Here is a 16,489-nt window from a genome sequence, read left to right on the forward strand (position 1 = left end):
ACTTGACCGCATAAAAGGGCCTGGTGTGAAAGAAATACGCTCGCAGTGGAGCAGGGAGTGGGTCGCACGCAAATTTCCCGATAAATCCCAATGGCCGCGCATCCAGCGCCTGCTGCGCTTTGGCGGTGGCGCCTGTGTGTTGCATGGCCTGGGCTGGGGCATCTATTACGCCAGCCACGGCATGGATGTGCTGGCGTTACTGTTGTTTGCGCTGATGCTGCTAGGGTCGGCCTGCCTGTACCTGTCCAGAAAACTGGAGCGCTTCTCGCTGGGCACCATTGCTCATGTACTGGTGCTCATGACGTTGTTTGCCAGCATCGCCGACACACCGACGGCGGCGATTTCACGCTCGACGCATCTGTTCTTCATACCGATTGGCGTGGCGACGTTCTTGCTGTTTCGCAGCGAGGGTGTCTACCTGCGCTGGGTGTTCCCGAGCCTGTGTTTTGCCATGCTGGTGCTGCTGGCCATTCACCCGGTGAGTTTCGGCGCCCCGCTTGAACTGTTGCCGGCCGAGATTCATGAACTCGGTCATGCCTTGAATTGCCTCACGGCCATGGTGCTGACGATTGGTGTGCTGGCGATCTTTCGCGAAGACCTGAGCAGCAAGGTCGAGCAATACGCCGCGCTGGCCAGGGCCCTGGCCCAGCATGAACTGTGTGCTTTCATGCAACCGCAGGTCTCGACGCAAGGCCGGATTATTGGCGCCGAAGTGTTGCTGCGCTGGGACCGACCTGGTCATGGCGTGCAGTCACCGGCCGAGTTCATCCCGCTGGCCGAAGAGACCGGGCTGATTCATGAAATCGGCCTGATGGTGCTGGAGCTGGCCTGTCGGCACCTCAAGGCCTGGTCACAGTTACCCGGTGCCGATCACCTGATGCTGTCGGTCAATGTCAGCCCCTTGCAACTGGCCTCTCCCGGTTTTGTCGAGGATGTGCGTGCGATTCTGACCAGGGTCGGTGCTCCATCAAACCGCCTGCGCCTGGAAATGACCGAGTCCACCCTGGCCAGTGATCTGCAATTGATCGCCTCGAAAATGAAAGCCTTGCGCCAGGAGGGTATTTCCTGGTCGCTGGACGATTTCGGCACCGGCTTCTCATCGCTGTCCTTGCTGCAGGCGCTACCGCTGGATGAGCTCAAGATTGACCAGTCGTTCGTGAGCAACCTGGAAAACGACGCCAGCAAACGCGAACTGGTGAGAAAGATCATTGAAATGGCGGGTGTGCTCGGCGTGGCCACTATTGCCGAAGGTGTGGAAACCCCGGCGCAGCGTGATTGCCTGGCCGAAATGGGCTGCGTGGCCTTTCAGGGCTACCTGTTTGGTCGCCCTGTACCGGTGAGTGAATTTATCCAGGCTCAACAAACGTAGCCGATGGGCCGCAGTATGGCCATCGCGGCTGAAGCCGCTCCTACGGGATGTGCGTCATGCCTTGAGTCCGGGCGCTACACAAACCGTAGGAGCGCGCTTGCCCGCGACCGGCTGCGTTAGCAGTCGTAAAATTTCAGCGTTTCACAAATTTTTCGTCATGCGCTGCAGATTTTCGGCGTTTTTGAGATTTTGCGAGCGCTGCGCACTCGGTCGCGGTGGTCCGGCATTCCGGCAAGCGCGCTCCTACCTGGTCCCATGTCTGCTGCACCACGGCATACCGCCTTGGCGCCGCGCCAAGGCGGCAGGTGGTTACGCACTGGACGCGCACTGGTAATTCAGCGCCCGCGCGCAGAACCTGACCAACGAGCGTTATATGTATTGTGCCGACTCTTAGCGTGATGGGCGCCGTCAGCTATAACTGGTAGCGCTCACGGTCACACTGCCAACGCGGGGCTGGCTGTAGCGACCAACGGTCGCGAAGGAGGCAGTCAAGCCGGCACCCTGCCGCGCCTGTACCGCAGCATTCGCGACCGGTCGCTCCTGCGCGGTTGGGGTCAGACGCCCAGGTAGCGTTGCGACAGTTCGGGGGTTTCTGCCAGTTGTGCCGGGGTGCCGTGCCAGACCTGGCGGCCTTTTTCGACGATGTGATGGCGATCGACGACCCGGGCCATTTCCTTGAGGTTCTTGTCGATCACCAGGATCGTTTCCCCCTCGTTTTTCAGGCTCGCCAGGCAGCTCCAGATGGTTTCGCGGATGATCGGCGCCAAGCCTTCGGTGGCTTCGTCGAGAATCAGCAGCTGCGGGTTGGTCAGCAGGGCGCGGGCGATCACCATCATCTGCTGTTCGCCCCCGGACAGGGTCTTGGACAACTGGTCCTGGCGCTCCTGCAAACGCGGAAACAACTGGTAGATGCGCGGCAGATCCCATTTGCCCCTGGTGGCGGTGGCCAGCAGGTTCTCGCGTACGCTCAGGCTGCCGAAGCCGCGCCGGCCTTCCGGCACCAGGCCCAGGCCGGCCTGGGCGATGCGGTAGGGCGCGGCACCGCGCATTTCCCGGCCGTGAATCAGCACGCTGCCGGCGCTGGGCTTGAGCAGGCCCATGATCGACTTGACCGTGGTGGTCTTGCCCATGCCGTTGCGCCCGATCAGCGATACCACCTGGCCCTGCTCGATTTTCAGGTGCATGTCGAACAACACCTGGCTCAGGCCATAGCCGGCCTGCAATCCACTGACTTCAAGCATGTTCTTCTCCCAGGTAGGCGGCGCGCACGTGCGGGTCGTTGCGGATCTGTTCGACACTGCCGGTCAGGATGGTCTGGCCGTAGACCAGCACGGTGATGCGGTCGGCCAGGGCGAATACCGCGTCCATGTCGTGCTCGACCAGCAGGATCGAGTAACGCCCCTTGAGCGCCTGCAGCAGTTGGGTCATGCGCGCCGACTCCTCGGCGCCCATGCCGGCCATGGGTTCGTCCAGCAGCAACACCGAGGCTTCCTGCGCCAGGGCCAGGGCGATTTCCAGTTGCCGGCGCTCACCGTGGGACAGCGCGTTGACCGGCGAATGACCGCGTGCTCCCAGGTCGACCCGTTGCAGATAGGTTGCAGCCGCCTGCATCAGTTCCGGGTCGCTGCCCAGCGGCTTCCACATGCCAAAGGTCTTGCCCTCGCGGGCGGCAATGGCAAGGGCGACGTTTTCCAGCAAGGTGAATTCCGGGTACAGCTGGCTGACCTGGAACGCCCGCGCCAGGCCCAGGCCGGGACGCTTGTGGGCCGGCACCTGAGTGATGTCCTCACCCTTGAGCAGGATACGGCCCTTGTCGGGGGTGATCTCGCCGGCAATCTGTGCGATCAGCGTCGACTTGCCGGCACCGTTGGGGCCGATGATGGCGTGCAGCTCGCCGGGGGCGATATCAAAGCTGGCGTTGTTGGTGGCCTTGACCGCGCCGAAGGTTTTTTCCAGGTTCTGGATCGACAGTTGCGCATTCATTGCGGCACCTCGCTGTTGACGGCGGCAGTCGGGACCGGCGCGGGCTGTTTGCGGCGCCGGGCGGGCAGGGGACTGAGCAGCAGTCCGTACAGGCCCTTCTTGCCGAACAGCACCACCACCAGCAGGATGGGGCCGAAGATCAGTAGCCAGTGCTCGGTCCACAGGCTCAGGACCTGCTCCAGGCCCAGGTACACCGCCGCGCCCAGGATCGGGCCGAGCAGGGTGCCGACGCCGCCCAGGATGACCATCGCCATCAATTCCCCGGATTTGTGCCAGGCGCCCATGTCGGGGCTGACGAACATGGCGTAGTTGGCCCAGAGAATGCCGGCCAGGCCGCCGCCGACACCGGCAATCACAAACGCCGTCAGCCGATAGCGCAGCGGGTGCAGGCCCAGGCTGATGCTGCGCCGTTCACTCTGCTTGAGGCCGCGCAGCACATAACCGAAGCGTGAGTTGACCAGGCGCCGGCAGAACAGCAGCCAGGCCACCAGCAGGCCCAGGCACAGGTAATAAAACTGCACCGGACTGTCCATATCCAGCCCCGGTACGGCGTTGCGCTCGGTGAGCAGGATGCCGTCGTCGCCGCCGTACAGCGACAGTGAGCTGAGCACGAAGTACAGCATCTGCCCGAACGCCAGGGTGATCATGATGAACTGCACGCCACTGGTGCGCAGCGACAGGTAGCCGGTCACCAGCGCAAACAGCGCGCAGACCAGCAGCGACAGCGGCCAGACCACCAGCGCGCTGCTCGAGCCTTCCCAGCCCCACAGCGGCATGGCCTGGGCAGTATGAAAGCCGACGATGCCGACCACATAGCCGCCCAGGCCAAAGAACGCGGCATGGCCGAAGCTGATCATCGCGCCGTAGCCGATCAGCAGGTCCAGGCTGGCGGCTGCCATGCCGTAGATCGCCAGGCGGGTGAACAGGCTGACCAGGAACGGTTCATCAAGCAACGAGGCCAGCAGCGGTAGCAGGGCAAAGACGGCAAGGCACAACAGATCAATCAGGACTCGACGAGACATGGGTTTCTCCTAGGCGCGCGCAGGCAGCAGGCCGCGTGGACGGACCAGCAGCACGATGGCCATGACGATGTAGGCACTGGCGGAAATCAGCCCGCCGCTCAAGGTGCCGCTGATCTGCGCCGGCACCAGTTGGTCGAGCAGCTGCGGGATATAGGCGCGGCCCAGGCCGTCGACCATGCCGATCAGCAAGGCGCCGGCCAGGGCACCGCGCACCGAGCCGACACCGCCCACGACAATAACCACGAAGGTGGTGATCAGCACTTTTTCGCCCATGCCGATTTCCACCGACAAGAGCGGCGCGGCCATGAACCCGGCCAGCCCGCACAAGACGCAGCCAAAGACGAACACCAGGGTGTACAAGCGCGAAATGTTGACGCCCAGCGCGCCGACCATTTCATGGTCGTCGGCCCCGGCGCGGATCAGCATGCCCAGGCGCGTGTGGTTGATCAGCAGCCACATGGCGATGGCCACCACGATGCCGGCGCCGATGAACAACAGCCGGCTGACCGGGTACATCAGGCCGGGCAACACCTCGACGAAGCTGCCATACCACTCGGGCGTGGGCATGGCCGGCGGGCTGCGGCCGAACAGCACGGTGATCAGTTCGTTGGTGAAGAACACCACCGCCAGGGTCGCCAGCACCTGGTCGAGGTGGTCGCGGGTGTAGAGGCGGCGCATGATGCCGGTCTCGATCACCAGCCCGTACAGCGCCGAGCCTGCAATCGCGGCCAGCCCCGCCAGCCAGAACGAGCCGCTGGCCGAGGCGGTGTAGGCCGCGCAGAAGGCCCCGACCATGTAGAACGCGCCGTGCGCCAGGTTGATGACACCCATGATGCCGAAGATCAGCGTCAGGCCCGAAGCCAGCAGGAACAGCAGGGCGCTGTACTGCAGGCCGTTGAGGATTTGTTCAAGTAGCAGCATGCTGAAAAGTCCTACGCAAAGTGCCGGCCCCCGAAGGGGCCGGCACGCGGCCCAAAAGTCGAATCACAAGGTGCATTCGGCGGCAAAGCTGTCCACTTGCGCGGTGGCGATGGTCTTGACCGGGACCTGCACCAGCTTGCCGTCGGCGCCGGCGTCTACCCGCAGCAGGTACCAGTCGATGACCGCATGCTGGTTCTTGCCGAAGGCGAAGTTGCCGCGAATGGAATCGAACTTGACGTTGCGCAGGGCCTGGCGGAACGCTTCAGGGTCCTTGATGTTGCCGTCGACGCTTTTCAGGGCCGCGCCGATCAAGCGGGCGGTGTCGTAGGTCTGCGCGGCATAGACGGTCGGCACGCGCTTGTACTTGTCGGTGAAGGCCTTGACGAAGGCCTGGTTGGCCGGGTTATCGGAGCCCGGGTTCCACAGGGTCACGATGTTGGTGCCCTTGGCGACATCGCCGGTGGCGGCCAGCATGCGTTCGTCCATCGAGAACACCGGCACCACCATCGGGATGGTCTTGCTCAGGCCCGAACTGCCGTACTGTTTGGCAAAGTTGATGCCGGCGCCGCCCGGGTGGAATTCAAAGATGGCGTCCGGGGCCAGTGACCGCACTCGTGCCAGTTCGACCGAGAAGTCCAGTTGGTTGAGCTTGGTGTAGATCTCGGTCACCTCGCCCTTGAAGGTACGCTTGAAGCCTTCGAGTGCATCGCGGCCGCCCTGGTAGTTGGGCGCCAGGATGACCATCTTCTTGTAACCAAGATCATTGGCCGCGACCCCGGCCATCTCGTGGATGGTGTCGTTCTGGTAGGAGGCGACAAAGTAGTTGGGCTTGCACTGCTTGCCGGCCAGGTTCGAAGGGCCGGTGTTATTGCTGATGTAGAAACCGTCCTTGGTGGCAGTGTTGACCACGGCAGCCAGCACGTTGGAGAAGATCACCCCGGTGTACAACGAAATGCCGTCCAGGCTCATGCGGTCGACGATCTGCTTGGCCCGCGCCGGTTGCAGGCCGTCGTCCTCGACCACCAGTGTGACCGGCACCCCGCCGAGCTTGCCGTTTTCCTGGTCGATGGCCAGTTGGAAGGCATCGCGCGAGTCTTCGCCCAGGTAGCCGGCCGGCGTCGACAGCGTGGTGATAAAACCGATGCGCACCGGGTCCTGGGCCCAGGCCGAAAGGCTTGTTGCGCCGCTGGCTGCCAGCAAGGTTGCCACCAATAGTGTTTTCATAATGCCGCCTTAATGAATCGCGCATCGCGCGCGAAGTAGTTGTTAGTCGAGGGCAGTAAAAAAGGGTGAATCATGGGGTTGGCCGGCGCCTTGATTGTGGTTTTGGCTCTCCAGCGCCGGCGTGCAGGATCAGGTGTTGCTTTCGGTGAATTTCTCGTAGTACAGGCGGGTGCGCTGCAGTGCCTGGTCGCCCAGCCATTGCTTGATCGACTCGACCATCGGCGGCGGGCCGCACAGGTACATGTCCAGGTCCTGGTCGCGAAACTCGGCCAGGTCGAAATGCTCGGTGATGTAGCCGCGCTTGCCGTCCCAGTCCGGGCTCGGGTCGCTGATCACCGGAGTGAAGCGAAAGCCCGGGATGCGCTCGGCGTAGCTGGCAATGCGCGCCGTTTCGCACAGGTCGGCGGCGTTGCGTACGCCGTAGTACAGGTGCACCGGCTGCCCGCAGCCGCGCTCGGCGATCTCATCGAGCATGCCGAGAAAGGCCGACAGCCCGGTGCCGCCGGCCACGAACACCAGTGGCTTGTCGACATGGCGCAGGTAGAAGGCCCCCAGTGGCGCTTCAAGCAGGATTTCGTCGCCGATCACCGCGTGTTCACGGATGTAGTTGCTCATCAGTCCGTCCGGCAGCAGGCGGATCAGAAACTGCAACTGGTTGCTCTCATTGGGACGGTTGGCAAACGAATATGAGCGCATGCCGTCACCGCCGGGCACTTGCAGCCGGGCGTACTGACCGGGCAGGAAATCGAGCTTCTGGCCATCGACGCCGGCGTCCAGGTGCAGGATGGCGGTGTTGGGCGAGACCTGCTCGACCGCCCGCACAATGCTTTTGAGCCGGCCAGGCCCTGCGGCATTGCACAGGCTGGAATCGAAGTCGAAATAGAACGCCGCATCCGACTGCACCCGGGTCTGGCAGGTCAGCATCTTGCGTTCCAGCAGGTCCTGGGCCGACAGCGCTTCATCGTCGACATAATCCTGGCTGTACTGGCCCGATTCGCAGCGGCCCTGGCAGGTGCCGCACACGCCCTCGCGGCAGTCGAGCGGAATATTGATGCCGTTGCGCAGCGCGGCATCAAGCAGGATTTCATGGGATTGCACCGGGAAAAACAGGGTTTTCCCGTCGGCAAAGCTGAATGCGACCTTGTGGCTCATATCCGGATGTCCGCGCGTCAGAGGTGATAGAAATCGAGCACCGAGTTAATGGTGTCGTTGAGCAGCACCACATGCTTGCGGCTGATCTTCCAGCTGTCGCCATCCGCCCGCAGGCGGTAGGTGGCGTGGCCGAAAAACGCCTCGGCGGTCTGCAGGCGGTAGTACAGGGTGTGCCAGTTGACCTTGACTTCGAGGTCGCCACCGTCCAGCTCAGCGATGCGCACGTTGTTGATCAGGTGCAAGGTACGCGGCATCGGAATGGTCGAGGCCGCCTTGCCGGTGCGGATGCGGAACACCCGGTCTTCCAGGCCGCCACGGTTGGGGTAGTAGATCAGCGACATGCCTTTCTTGGGGTCGGTGGTGTAGACGTGCTCCGAATCCCATTGCGGCAAATGAAACTCGCTGTCTTCGCTGAACATGGCCAGGTACGCATCCCAGTCCTGGCTGTCACAGGCCTGGGCATTGCGGTAGAAAAATTGCTCGATGCGGTATTGCAGTTGCGAATCCATGTTCATACCTCACGCAGTTTCAACGGTTGCTCTTCGGCGGCCTTGCGCGCCAGGCCTTCAAGCATGAAGCGCTGCCAGTTGCTGTGCTGGTTGACGTACAGCCCTTCGTGGGTGAATTCGGTGCCGGTCAGGGCCGGGGAGATGCCGATGGTTTCGCTGTTGGGCGTGGCGCCCTCGACCCACTTGCCTTCGCCGCGCGAAATATCGCTCCAGCGCTCCAGGCGGGCCTGGAAGCCACGCTGCGCCTCGCGGAACTCCACCAGGTCATCGGGGGTGCCCATGCCGGAGACGTTGAAGAAGTCTTCGAACTGGCGGATGCGGTTTTCGCGGTCGGCATCCGACTCGCCGACCACGCCCAGGCAGAAGCTGTTGATCTCGGTCTTGTTCCAGGCCAGGGGGCGAATGATGCGCAGCTGCGAGCTGATCTGGTCGAGGAAGAACATGCTCGGGTAGATGTTCAGGTTGCGCAGCCGGTGCATCATCCACTCGGCCTTGCCCTGACCGTACTCTTCGAGCAGGCGCGGCATGATGGTGCTGTAGCCGGGGCGCACGGCCGGGTTGGGCATGTCGCTGAACAGCACGCTGTGGCCGTTGTGGAACGCGAACCAGCCGTCGTCGGTTTCCTTGTCGCCGGCGCCCAGCTTGCTGTAGTCCAGGGTGTCGGCCCCGGCGACGCCTTTTTCGGCGTTGACCTGCTGGCGGTGCTGCACGGTGGCTACATAGTTGTAGTGCACGGTGCTGACGTGATAACCGTCCAGGCCGTTTTCGTTCTGCAGCTTCCAGTTGCCGTCGTAGGTGTAGGCCGATTTGCCGGGCAGCACTTCCAGCTGGCCGGTGGGCGACTGGGCGACCATCATGTCGAAGAACACCTTGGCGTCGCCCAGGAAGTCTTCCAGCGAGTCGGTGCCTTCAACGTCCAGGCTGACGAACACAAAGCCCTTGTAGCTTTCGATGCGGGCCTTTTTCAGGCCGCGAGTGGCCTTGTCGAAGCCTTCGGAATACTCACCCGGCGCCTTGACCTTGACCAGGCGTCCGTCGCTCTTGTAGCACCAGGCATGGAAGGGGCAGGTGAAGGTCGACTGGTTGCCCTTGCCCACGCGGGTCAGGGTGGTGCCGCGGTGCTGGCAGGCGTTGATCAGGGCATTGAGGCGGCCTTCGCCGTCGCGGGTGATGATCAACGGCTGGCGCCCGGCGCGCATCGTCATGAAATCGTGCTTGTTGGCGATTTCACTTTCGTGGCAGGCGTAGATCCAGTTCTTTTCGAAAATCAGTTCCATTTCCAGGTCGAACAATTCAGGCTCGGTAAACATGTCGCGGGCAATACGGTAAACACCGTCGGCCGGGCGAAAGTCCAGGCAGCCTTCAATAAAGTGTTTCCATTGTTCCGGGCTTCTTGCACTGTTCATTTACGCTCACCTCGTTGTTGCGACTGGGTGCCATTAATAAGTTGCGTGTGGCTGGCATTAGACAAGGTGCCCCGAAACCGGTCTATCCGCTTTGTCGGCAAACACAGTCCATAAAGTGCGCGCCCCGGCCCGGCGGGCGATTCAGGGGCGGGTCAGGTACAAAACAAGTAACTGGATATGAATACCCGATTAACGGGATAGCGAGCGCTGCGTTAATTCTGCCTAATCAGCCCGACTGCCCATTCGGTGTTTCACCGTCGCGGCAGCGCCCATAATGACTGACGCTAAAAATTTTAATAAAGCACCCACTGCCAACGATTGGGGCAGCCGTCTTGGTTGCGCCGTAACTGAGGGATACGTCATGTTTCAAGCGAGTTGGTTGACCCGTTGTGTGCACACCGCCAGCCTGGCCGGCCTGTTTGCACCGATGCTGGCCCACGCCGATTTCATCAACGACAGCCAGCTGTCGCTGGGCTTGCGCAACTTTTATATCGACCGCGATTTCAAGGGTGAAAATCCGGCCCGCTCACGGGTCGGCAACTGGAGCCAGGGTTTTGACCTGCGCTTTATCTCGGGCTACACCGAAGGCCCGGTGCAGTTTGGCCTGGACGCCTCGGCCCAGTACGCCTATCGGCTCGACGGCGGTGGCGGCCGCGGCCCGGACGGCATCATTCCCTACAGCAAGAGCAAGCAGGAGCAGGCTACCGACTATGGGCGTGGCGGCTTTACCGCCAAGATGCGCTACTCCAAGACCGAGCTGAGGTTCGGTGAGCACCGGCCCACCTTGCCTGTGGCTTACCTCGACGATTCGCGGCAGTTGGTGACCACTTACCACGGCACGCTGATCGAGTCCAAGGAAGTGGATAAGCTGACCCTCACCGGCGGGCGCTTTACCGAGATCAGCGGGCGTGAGTCGTCCAACAGCGAAAAAATGTACCTGTTCAACGGCCCCGACGTGCAGCGGCGCAGCGATGGCCTGAACTTCGGTGGCGCCAGCTACGCGTTCACGCCCAACCTGACCGGCACCTACTTTTACGGGCAGCTCGAAGACATCTACCGCCAGCATTACCTGGGCGTGACCTACCTCAGCGACCTGGGTGACGGCTACAAGCTCAAGACCGACCTGCGTTATTTCAACAACAAGGAAGACGGCGATGCCCTGTACGGCCGCATCGATAACCGCTCCTACGGTGCCATGACCACCTTGCGCAAGGGCGCCCACGCCTTTGGCCTGGGCTACCAGCGCATGCTGGGCGACAGCGCTTTTCCGACCCTCAACGGTTATGCGCCGCAGCCTTACCTGGTGAACTGGTCGGCCATTGCCTTTATCAAACCCAACGAGAAATCCTGGCAGGCGCGCTACGACTTTGATTTTGCCGGCGTGGGCGTGCCGGGCATGAAGTTGATGACCCGTTACATTCGTGGCAGTGACATCGACCGGGGGGCCTTAAGCGATAACAGCGAGTCGGAACGCAATATCTATCTGTCTTATGTGGTGCAGGACGGGCCGCTGAAGAACCTGGGCGTGGAACTACGCAACATCAACGTCAAGTTCCGCCACGGCAATGACTTTGACGAAAACCGACTGATTACGACCTACACCTGGAAATTCTGGTAAGTCGACACGTCTTGTAAGCGCGCTTCTAAAAACGCAGGTTTTAGCGCAGCGCTTCAGGTAACACCGGCTGGGCAAGTAATACCCAGTGCGGTGCCCTCTCATGCGTGACAACTGTGCAAATAATGAACGGTTGCTCTTTTTTGCAGCGTGGTTCTGCTTTTAGTCCTGCGCGTGCAGTTTTCAGGTGGCGCAGGCTAGAGCGGTGGCGTGTAGACGGCTGTCCACTAATTAGGTAAATGTTATCCACATATTTCGCCGGCCGCCTTACAGGCGGGCGGCGGCATAAAGATTGCTCTTTCAAAACAAAGGCGTGCCGCCAGAGCGCGTCCATGAAACAGCCGTGGGTGCCCTGATGACGACAACAGCAGACGGACAGGTCCGGGATATCCGGATCGAAGGTTATGACCTCAAGGGTGCACGACAGTGGATGGCCGGCATTTGCGGGCCCCATTTGCTCGACACCCGTTACCCCAGCCGTATCCGGTTCCAGCACAGCGGCAACGTGCTCAAGTCGATGTCCACCACCCTGGGCGTTATTGCCTATGGCACGGATGTCACCATCGGCATCGAGGACGCCGAGCACCTCAACAGCTACAGCCTCAGCCTGCCATTGAGCGGTGCGCAGCACCTGAGCAAGCAGGGCTTTGAAGTCACCTCCGACCCCGATCACGCGATCATCATCTCGCCGCATGAAGGGCAGGCGCTGTCGATCGAAGGCGACTGCCGCAAGGTGCAAGTGGCCATTACCCGCGCCGCCATGCGCCACACCCTGGAAGACATGCTGCAGCGTTCGCTGGACACACCCTTGCGCTTCGAGCCGCTGATGGACGCCGTCAATGGCGCCTCGGCCTCGTGGTGGCGCATGGCGCGCTATTTTATCGGCGAACTGGAGCGCAGCCGCGAGCTGTACGACCAGACGTTTTTCTCCCGCGACATCGAAAGCTCGCTGATCAAGGGCCTGATCCTGGCCCAGCCCAACAACTATTCCGAAGAGCTGCGCAGCGTCGTAGGCGTCAAGCTGCCGCATTACCTGGTGCGCGCTAAGCAATACATTCACGACCACGCTCGCGAAGCGTTGCACCTGGAGGACATCGAGGCCATATCCGGCGTGTCGCGTTTCAAACTGTTCGAAGGCTTCAAGAAGTACTTCGGCATGTCGCCCATGGCCTACCTGAAAAAATACCGCCTGAGCGCCGCCCGCCAGGAAATCCTCGAAGACACCTCGTCGCGCAATATCTCGGTGATCGCCCTGGGCTGGGGCTTTACCCATCTGGGGCGCTTTTCCAGCGAATACCGCAAGCTGTTCAACGAAACCCCGAGCATGACCTTGCAGCGCAATCTGGCCCGTCTCGGGCGGTCGCAGTGATGATGGCCACGTCAATGGAGCCTGCGCTCAATGGCAGCGCAGCGCTTGACCTGTCACGGTTGTGCCAGACCCCGGTGTTCACCAGCCATTCGCGCCAGGAAAGCCACCGGTTGCTGGCCCGTGAACTGGTCGAGCATGACCTTAGCTGGCGCAGCGGCCGTGTCGATACGGCGTTCTTTCGCGCCGAAGTCGGGCGCTGCCAGTTGTTCGTGCTGCGCTATGGCGCCGAGGTCGAAGTCCGGCCACGACCCTTTACCGATTTCGTGTTGATGCAGATGCCCCTGCGCGGCCGCGCCAGCATCGAATGCGACGGCCTGGCGCTGGAACTGGAAGAAGGGCAGGTGGCGGTGTTGTCGCCGAGCCGCCAGGCGCGGCTGGTCTGGCACAGCGGCTGCGAGCAACTGCTGCTCAAGGTGCCGCGCTCGCTGTTGCGCCTGACCCAGCAGCGGCTGGTGGACGAGGGCGGGCTGGCGGCGGATTTCAACCTGCCGGCTGCTTATTGCCTCAATAACACTCAGGTGCGTGGCTGGCTGCGGCGGGTAGACGAGTTGCTGGCGCAGCTCGACGACAGTGCCAGCCAGCCGCTGCATGGCCACTGGTTGCGGCACCTGGAAGAAAGCCTGCCGCTGTTTCTGCTTACCCACCCACCGCATGACGCACAAACGCCGCTGTCGGTGCTTGAGTCCCCGGCCCGGCGCCAGGCGCTGCGGCAGTTGCAGCGTATCGAAGGCTTGATGCGCAGCCGCCTGGGCGACGCCCTGTCGCTGGGTGAACTGGCCACGCAAGCCGGCATCAGCATGCGCAGCCTCAACACCCTGTGCCAGCGGGCCTACGCGCAAACGCCCATGGAGCGCTGGCGTAACCTGCGGCTGGAGGCGGTACGTGACTGTCTGCTGGAGCGACGTGAGCTGAGCGTCACGGAGGTGGCCATGGCCCACGGGTTTACCCATGGCGGGCGTTTTGCGCGCTATTACAAAGAGCGTTTTGGTGAATTGCCGCATCAGACGAACGCCCGATAGCACCTGTCATCGGTCACTGGGGCGACAGTTGCCCAGGGGTATCCCGATTATCGTGTGGGCACAGCGATGGAGGCTCTTCAACGTGCTCCCATTCCAGATACCACTCGTATGTTTCGTTGTCAGCCTTGAATTCATGTTTAACCGTCCAGCCAAGTTCCACGAGTCTTTGAGCCCGCAGAGCGGCGTGTGTCTTGGTCATTCTCGGGATTTTCATAGGCTTCGTCGCGCGTCATATATGTTCGTGAACCAGCCGGCAGCGGTGGCCGGTGGTAGAGGCAATCTGGTCCACCAGGCGCTGGTCGATGGACCCATTCCAGAAACCGAAGGCGAGGTTGCCAAAGCCCCATTCGCACGTCAGGAACGTCCAGTCAACGATACCAGGGCTGGCATGGCAGGCAGGGCATTGCATGCAGTCGTCAGGCTCTGCTGAATACCAGGCTTCTACTGCGTCACTCCACGGCAGGTCATCGGGGCTGTGCGTGGCCTTGCAGATCGGGCATGCAAATCCCTGTATGCCGTTATCGCCGGTATGGTATACGCGCCGCTCGATGATGGTTTGCATCCCGCACTGCGCAGAAAGATCCCCTGCCGGATGGGTCTCCCAGTTCGTCGCCATCATGCCACGGCCGAGCAAGTCGTTCCCGACCCACGAGAGTGCTTCGGGTGCTGATGAGGAGACGACCTGTTGCGTCATGAGCCAGTCCCTGACCTTTTGCGCCAACGGTTTTGCCTCTTCCAGCGATGCATCCAGCACGACGATCCAATCGATATTGGCACTCATGGTCATTGCTCCGATAGGCGCAAATGAAATGTCTCGGCCTTGTAGGTATCCGAGCCATCTCGAACAGGGTGTATCCCCGAGCTTGCAGTTGACTGCCAGCGCGTATGAATAGACGAGATCATCCGGATGCCTGTCTCAAGCCCTACTGAAATTGAGTGGCAAGCCCTTCGCTGAAAAAACGTATGCAATCCATAAACGCCTATTGCACACTGGCGCCCGAATCAGAAACAGGCAACCAGATGTTATCCCAACGCTGAATTCAGCTCGTTCATCGAGGGTGCTGATGCCTGGTTCTCTGACACCCTTTCCTGCAACTGCACGAGTAAGACAATGCTTCCCTCCAACAGCCGATGGCTATGGCTTTACTATCCGGTGAGCTGGATGACCGTATGTGTTGTGCTTGCGCACATCGGGTTCTTCAATTGGGCCCTTCTGACACCCAGGGAGGTCAGCGGCACCCTGTTCGGCGGCGCCATGGGCACCCAGCTCTATCTTATTGGCTGGGGCGTTGCCATGATCGGCTTGATAGTGGCCATCTTGCTGCGGCTATCGGGGTCAATCCTTGCCTGGATGGCCGCCGGGCTTATGCCACTCTGCATCGGCGGCTGGTGGCAACTGAACTACCCGGACGATGCCAACGGTAATCTGATTTTCAGCCCGGTACAGTCCGACATCACGGTTGCCATGCTGATCGGTGCAGCGATCCTCGCCAGCGGTTTGTATGCCTGTACAAGAGCAAAAACGGCGAACAAGAAAGCCTCACTTTCCGGGTTGAAACTGTTCGGAAAAATAGTGGTTGCGACCGCACTGAGTGGATTTTTTGTATCCATACCACTGGCGGTCCTGAAGCAGCAAGCACTGCCTGATTGCGCCGTCAACAAGCAAGGCCAGCAATTGACGGTCTGCCTGGATGCCGGGGACACACCTACGGTTGTGGAATAGGCACGCGGGTAGTTGCGTGCGCAGGTCGGGCGGCTGAGCGAGTATGAATTTTTCATCGAAACCCGTTGAAAACAGCCGGTCCGAGAGGAACCGGGCAGGCAGTCACGTAGAGTGGGTCACCAGACAATGGGTTTGTCGTCCCAGGCCCAGAACGTCCCGCTGTCAGCCGGTCCGTGCGCGCCTATTACCTCAATGATGCGTTGCGCCGAGAAAGCCGGTTCGAACAGTTGTTTCTCAGGCACGTTTGCCTGGAAGGGCTGAGACAACTCGGTGTCAGTCGTGCCAGGGTGTATGGCCAGCACCGTAGAGGCCTGGTTCAGGCGTTTCAATTCGATGCTGGCCGTGTGCAGCAACTGGTTGAGCGCCGCCTTGCTGGCTCGGTAGCTGTACCAGCCACCCAACCGGTTGTCGCCAATAGAGCCGACCCTTGCCGACAGCGCCGCGAAGGTAGACGGTTGTTTGCGCAATAACGGCAGCAGGTGTTTAAGGAGCAGCATGGGCGCAAAGGTGTTGGTCGCAAAGCTCGCTTGCAGGCTGGCAAGCGTCAGTTGCGCCAGGCCCTTTTCTGCTTTTGCGCCGTCTTGATGAAGAATGCCAAGCGCGCTGATGACCAGGTTCAGATGAGTGCATCCTGCAAGCGTCTCGCTCACCAGCGCTGCAAGGGCTTGCTCATCGCGCGCGTCACAGTCGACTCGCTTGAGGCGTTGGCCATACTGCTCTGCAAGCGTTGCCAGCCCTGCGGAGGTGCTGGCTTGTCGCGCCACCGCCCATACCTGAGCCACATCATCGCGGGCCAGCAACGCTGCGCACAATGCCAGGCCGATGCCTCGGCTGGCGCCGGCTATCAGCACGTGAGCCTCGCTGTTCAGTTCGGGTATCAGACGCATAAGGCACCTTGAAGAGCATGGTTGAAGTAGGTTTATGACTTCGCCACCAGGCATGGCGTTCAGGTGGCTGATTGACAAGCGCCGCCTATGTATCGTCCCTACCGGCCTCATCGCCTGCAAGCCGCCTCCCACAGGATTAACGACACCCTTGGATTTCAGCCAGACACCAGACTGATCTGCACCCCAAAAGTTGGACACCAATCTGACTTCCTGGGGGTTTTTTCATGGGCAAGTACTCTACGCAGTTCAAAATCACAGTCGTAAAGGACTACCTCAGCGGCATTGAGGGG

At 61.2% G+C, this 16,489-nt stretch carries 15 protein-coding genes; 5 read left to right on the top strand and 10 right to left on the bottom strand.

Going from position 1 to position 16,489, the window contains the following annotated elements:
• Nucleotides 1-25 precede the first annotated feature (25 nt).
• Nucleotides 26-1,369: a putative bifunctional diguanylate cyclase/phosphodiesterase gene (locus tag DGA31_RS16605; RefSeq protein ID WP_109513304.1), complete on the top strand. Its 1,344-nt coding sequence runs from the start codon at nt 26-28 to the stop codon at nt 1,367-1,369.
• 554 nt (nt 1,370-1,923) lie between these two features.
• Here the strand turns inward: DGA31_RS16605 and DGA31_RS16610 are convergent.
• The 8 genes from DGA31_RS16610 to antA form a co-directional block, all read right to left on the bottom strand.
• Entirely contained in the window at nt 1,924-2,610 is a 687-nt protein-coding gene (locus DGA31_RS16610) for an ABC transporter ATP-binding protein (protein WP_109513305.1), read from the bottom strand.
• Nucleotides 2,603-3,352: an ABC transporter ATP-binding protein gene (locus tag DGA31_RS16615; RefSeq protein ID WP_109513306.1), complete on the bottom strand. Its 750-nt coding sequence runs from the start codon at nt 3,350-3,352 to the stop codon at nt 2,603-2,605. Before DGA31_RS16615 ends, DGA31_RS16610 begins: the two co-directional genes overlap by 8 nt.
• Entirely contained in the window at nt 3,349-4,374 is a 1,026-nt protein-coding gene (locus tag DGA31_RS16620) for a branched-chain amino acid ABC transporter permease (RefSeq protein WP_109513307.1), read from the bottom strand. The genes DGA31_RS16615 and DGA31_RS16620 overlap by 4 nt, the downstream gene beginning before the upstream one ends.
• A gap of 9 nt (nt 4,375-4,383) precedes the next feature.
• Nucleotides 4,384-5,295, bottom strand: a complete 912-nt coding sequence (locus tag DGA31_RS16625; protein ID WP_109513308.1) for a branched-chain amino acid ABC transporter permease — start codon at nt 5,293-5,295, stop codon at nt 4,384-4,386.
• Nucleotides 5,296-5,358: 63 nt separating this feature from the next.
• Complete coding sequence (locus tag DGA31_RS16630) at nt 5,359-6,519, bottom strand: ABC transporter substrate-binding protein (protein WP_109513309.1); 1,161 nt, start codon at nt 6,517-6,519, stop codon at nt 5,359-5,361.
• Between the two features lie 129 nt (nt 6,520-6,648).
• Nucleotides 6,649-7,671 (bottom strand): anthranilate 1,2-dioxygenase electron transfer component AntC, encoded by a 1,023-nt coding sequence (antC, locus tag DGA31_RS16635; protein WP_109513310.1) that lies wholly within the window; start codon nt 7,669-7,671, stop codon nt 6,649-6,651.
• Nucleotides 7,672-7,688: 17 nt separating this feature from the next.
• On the bottom strand, nt 7,689-8,180 hold the full coding sequence (antB, locus tag DGA31_RS16640; RefSeq protein ID WP_056836684.1) for an anthranilate 1,2-dioxygenase small subunit: 492 nt from the start codon (nt 8,178-8,180) through the stop codon (nt 7,689-7,691).
• 2 nt (nt 8,181-8,182) lie between these two features.
• Nucleotides 8,183-9,586, bottom strand: a complete 1,404-nt coding sequence (gene antA / locus DGA31_RS16645) for an anthranilate 1,2-dioxygenase large subunit (protein WP_056836574.1) — start codon at nt 9,584-9,586, stop codon at nt 8,183-8,185.
• A gap of 361 nt (nt 9,587-9,947) precedes the next feature.
• Between antA and DGA31_RS16650 the strand changes: the two genes are divergently transcribed.
• The 3 genes from DGA31_RS16650 to DGA31_RS16660 all read left to right on the top strand — a co-directional run bounded on the left by DGA31_RS16650 (nt 9,948) and on the right by DGA31_RS16660 (nt 13,589).
• A complete protein-coding gene (locus tag DGA31_RS16650) occupies nt 9,948-11,204 on the top strand; it encodes an OprD family porin (protein ID WP_056836573.1) in 1,257 nt (418 codons plus the stop codon).
• Nucleotides 11,205-11,556: 352 nt separating this feature from the next.
• Nucleotides 11,557-12,570 carry an AraC family transcriptional regulator gene (locus tag DGA31_RS16655; protein ID WP_193551515.1) on the top strand — a complete coding sequence of 338 codons (1,014 nt, stop codon included), beginning with the start codon at nt 11,557-11,559 and terminating at the stop codon, nt 12,568-12,570.
• The gene (locus DGA31_RS16660; RefSeq protein ID WP_193551517.1) at nt 12,570-13,589 is read left to right on the top strand and encodes an AraC family transcriptional regulator; all 1,020 of its coding nucleotides are present in this window, start codon (nt 12,570-12,572) and stop codon (nt 13,587-13,589) included. The genes DGA31_RS16655 and DGA31_RS16660 overlap by 1 nt, the downstream gene beginning before the upstream one ends.
• A 229-nt stretch (nt 13,590-13,818) precedes the next feature.
• Here the strand turns inward: DGA31_RS16660 and DGA31_RS16665 are convergent, their stop codons facing one another.
• Nucleotides 13,819-14,370: a serine/threonine protein kinase gene (locus DGA31_RS16665; RefSeq protein WP_152035046.1), complete on the bottom strand. Its 552-nt coding sequence runs from the start codon at nt 14,368-14,370 to the stop codon at nt 13,819-13,821.
• Nucleotides 14,371-14,700: 330 nt separating this feature from the next.
• Between DGA31_RS16665 and DGA31_RS16670 the strand changes: the two genes are divergently transcribed.
• Entirely contained in the window at nt 14,701-15,312 is a 612-nt protein-coding gene (locus DGA31_RS16670) for a hypothetical protein (RefSeq protein ID WP_152035047.1), read from the top strand.
• 116 nt (nt 15,313-15,428) lie between these two features.
• Here the strand turns inward: DGA31_RS16670 and DGA31_RS16675 are convergent, their stop codons facing one another.
• Nucleotides 15,429-16,199, bottom strand: a complete 771-nt coding sequence (locus tag DGA31_RS16675; RefSeq protein ID WP_109513314.1) for an SDR family NAD(P)-dependent oxidoreductase — start codon at nt 16,197-16,199, stop codon at nt 15,429-15,431.
• Nucleotides 16,200-16,489 lie beyond the last annotated feature (290 nt).

It is taken from the genome of Pseudomonas ovata, assembly GCF_003131185.1.
GTDB classification, from domain to species: domain Bacteria; phylum Pseudomonadota; class Gammaproteobacteria; order Pseudomonadales; family Pseudomonadaceae; genus Aquipseudomonas; species Aquipseudomonas ovata.

Coding starts and splice junctions, on each gene's coding strand:
- DGA31_RS16610 (WP_109513305.1), bottom strand. CDS start 2,610: ATGCTTGAAGTCAGTGGATTGCAGGCCGGCTATGGCCTGAGCCAGGTG.
- DGA31_RS16615 (WP_109513306.1), bottom strand. CDS start 3,352: ATGAATGCGCAACTGTCGATCCAGAACCTGGAAAAAACCTTCGGCGCG.
- DGA31_RS16620 (WP_109513307.1), bottom strand. CDS start 4,374: ATGTCTCGTCGAGTCCTGATTGATCTGTTGTGCCTTGCCGTCTTTGCC.
- DGA31_RS16625 (WP_109513308.1), bottom strand. CDS start 5,295: ATGCTGCTACTTGAACAAATCCTCAACGGCCTGCAGTACAGCGCCCTG.
- DGA31_RS16630 (WP_109513309.1), bottom strand. CDS start 6,519: ATGAAAACACTATTGGTGGCAACCTTGCTGGCAGCCAGCGGCGCAACA.
- antC (WP_109513310.1), bottom strand. CDS start 7,671: ATGAGCCACAAGGTCGCATTCAGCTTTGCCGACGGGAAAACCCTGTTT.
- antB (WP_056836684.1), bottom strand. CDS start 8,180: ATGGATTCGCAACTGCAATACCGCATCGAGCAATTTTTCTACCGCAAT.
- antA (WP_056836574.1), bottom strand. CDS start 9,586: ATGAACAGTGCAAGAAGCCCGGAACAATGGAAACACTTTATTGAAGGC.
- DGA31_RS16650 (WP_056836573.1), top strand. CDS start 9,948: ATGTTTCAAGCGAGTTGGTTGACCCGTTGTGTGCACACCGCCAGCCTG.
- DGA31_RS16655 (WP_193551515.1), top strand. CDS start 11,557: ATGACGACAACAGCAGACGGACAGGTCCGGGATATCCGGATCGAAGGT.
- DGA31_RS16660 (WP_193551517.1), top strand. CDS start 12,570: ATGATGGCCACGTCAATGGAGCCTGCGCTCAATGGCAGCGCAGCGCTT.
- DGA31_RS16665 (WP_152035046.1), bottom strand. CDS start 14,370: ATGAGTGCCAATATCGATTGGATCGTCGTGCTGGATGCATCGCTGGAA.
- DGA31_RS16670 (WP_152035047.1), top strand. CDS start 14,701: ATGCTTCCCTCCAACAGCCGATGGCTATGGCTTTACTATCCGGTGAGC.
- DGA31_RS16675 (WP_109513314.1), bottom strand. CDS start 16,199: ATGCGTCTGATACCCGAACTGAACAGCGAGGCTCACGTGCTGATAGCC.